The 2,213-nt window shown below is 54.1% G+C and carries 2 protein-coding genes; one reads left to right on the forward strand and one right to left on the reverse strand.

What is annotated here, in order from left to right:
• Positions 1–166: 166 nt before the first annotated feature.
• Positions 167–1,093 carry an alpha/beta hydrolase gene (locus NWQ23_RS14350; protein WP_306167076.1) on the reverse strand — a complete coding sequence of 309 codons (927 nt, stop codon included), beginning with the start codon at positions 1,091–1,093 and terminating at the stop codon, positions 167–169.
• Between the two features lie 196 nt (positions 1,094–1,289).
• Here NWQ23_RS14350 and NWQ23_RS14355 point away from each other — a divergent pair, with 196 nt between their 5' ends.
• Positions 1,290–1,922, forward strand: coding sequence for a tyrosine-type recombinase/integrase (locus NWQ23_RS14355; RefSeq protein WP_306167077.1), 633 nt, complete (start codon positions 1,290–1,292; stop codon positions 1,920–1,922).
• The last annotated feature ends 291 nt before the right edge of the window (positions 1,923–2,213 follow it).

Genomic DNA, 2,213 nt, shown 5'->3' on the forward strand with positions numbered 1-2,213 from the left:
AAAAGGCCAAACACCGGACATTCGTTAGCGACGCGGCATCCCTCAATATGGGCTCGAACCGGACGTTGGCTGCGACGCGCACCTATGACGGTTAAGCGGGACGGAGTTGCCGTTCGCTGCGGCTGCGCGAATGGCTCATCTTTCAGCAGTTGGTGCGGGTTTCAATCTACGATGAGGCCAAAAATGCCGAAATCGCCTCAATCACGATTGGAGCAATTGGTAGACTTCCATTGCTGTAGGTCGAAATATTGGCTTCGCGAGTATCTTCGGCAACATGTTTCATCACATGGTTTATGTTAGGCATCAGTGTAAGCAATGCAGTCTCAGAACCACCAACCAACACCGCAGCATCCTTCACGGTTACCTGCAGGTCGCGCGATCCTTGTAGAACAAGTGTGGGCAATTTGTTTTTACGCATCAAAGCTGCAGGATCGTACTTAAAGAGGTCGATCAGAAAAGGTTGAACAGCGCTTGAGAAAAGCGGCGCAAGCTCAGGATCAAGGCCGCTGGTGGCGACATTTTTGCCGTTTTGGAGGGAGCAAAGTGCAGCATTCGCTTGGGCAAGAATTCCGGCATCATCGACATTCGCGTGTAGCTGCTCTTTCAACACATCTGATAAGGGACGGCCGGGGCAGGCAATCAAAACCATTTTATAGGGGCGCTCAATGCGATTGGCGGCCGCAAGCACCACAAGCCCGCCTTCACTATGGCCAATGGGAACGACACGGCGTAGAAGCCCATCTTTTCTGGGCAATCTGGATCTGATCGTATCTATCCAAGCCAGCAGATCGTCTCCGTAAGATTCAATGGTAACATCATTGGCGTCCGCAGCAGCGCTCATTGATCCGAACATACCACGTTTGTCGAACCGTACCGTGGGTACACCTTTTTCCGCCAAAGCCTCACACAGCAACCGGTAGGTATTTGCCGAAATTCCGAGCGGCGAATTGCCATCGCGGTCTGTCGGTCCAGATCCCGGGACGATGATGGCTACAGGTGTATTATCATCTAATTCTACGTGCTGATCTGGCAGAGTTAGGGTGCCCGCCAGTATACCTTCTGGCCCTGACGCTGAAATTTCTTCACTGATCATTATGTCCTCAATGCAAGATTTGTCTTCGGTTCCAATGAATGTCCAAGACATTATTAGCAGTCGTTGGTCGGCCATACAGCATTACTAACTCTGGGCTCGAAGCCGACCTCGGATGCAACGCAGCATCATGTGATATGATGCCTTGTCAACGTCGGGTTGTCGATGTGGGAGGGCGTGGTGGATCGGAGGATCCATCATGGAAACACCAAACTTACCCGCCATTCGCGCACAGCGCCCAGCCTGGAACAAAGGCCGGATCGTCGGCCAGAAAAGGCCGCTCAAGCCCAAACACGTCTGGGCGATCAGAGTGCGGCTGGAGCTAGCCGAGAACCATCGTGATCTGGCCCTTTTCAATCTTGCCATCGACAGCAAGCTGCGCGGCTGCGATCTGGTGAAGATGAAGGTGGTCGATGTCATGGCGTCAGGCCAAATCAAGGAACGCGCGTCGGTTCTGCAGAGCAAGACCCAGAAACCTGTGCGCTTCGAAATCTCTGAAGGCACACGTGCATCGCTCGCAAGGTGGATGCGGGAACCGCTGATGGTCGGATCCGAATACCTTTGGCCTGGGCGCTTTCACGAACGGCTTCATATCTCGACTCGTCAGTACGCACGGATTGTCCGTGAATGGGTGACATCCATTGGCTTGGAGGCCAGCGCCTACGGCACGCACTCGATGCGGCGCACCAAGGTGACCCAAATCTACAAGAAGACGGGCAACCTGCGGGCAGTCCAACTGCTGTTGGGCCATACCAAGATGGACAGCACTGTCAGATACCTTGGCGTTGAGCTTGAAGATGCGCTGGCTATCGCCGAAGCTATCGAGATCTAAATGTCTGGGCCGTCTTCACGGACGGCCCAAAGCCGACTTTCACACATCATTCAGATGCTGCGCCGCGGCTACTGCATACCTGTCGTTCGCATCCCGCACAGAGTTTTTGGTCAGGGAAGCCGCTTCAAACTGGATTGCGTTGTAGAAGCAATCGCAGGCAGAACGCCACCTCTGCAAGTATCGTGATCGCATATGCCGGTGCGAAAGCAGAAGACAGGCCAGGCGCAAAGAACCGCAGGCCGCTCCCGACCAGATAGACAAGCCCTGCAACAGCCAGTCCTACTCCGAAGG

Source organism: Yoonia sp., from assembly GCF_030731595.1.
Lineage (GTDB): Bacteria > Pseudomonadota > Alphaproteobacteria > Rhodobacterales > Rhodobacteraceae > Yoonia.

Coding starts and splice junctions, on each gene's coding strand:
- NWQ23_RS14350 (WP_306167076.1), bottom strand. CDS start 1,093: ATGATCAGTGAAGAAATTTCAGCGTCAGGGCCAGAAGGTATACTGGCG.
- NWQ23_RS14355 (WP_306167077.1), top strand. CDS start 1,290: ATGGAAACACCAAACTTACCCGCCATTCGCGCACAGCGCCCAGCCTGG.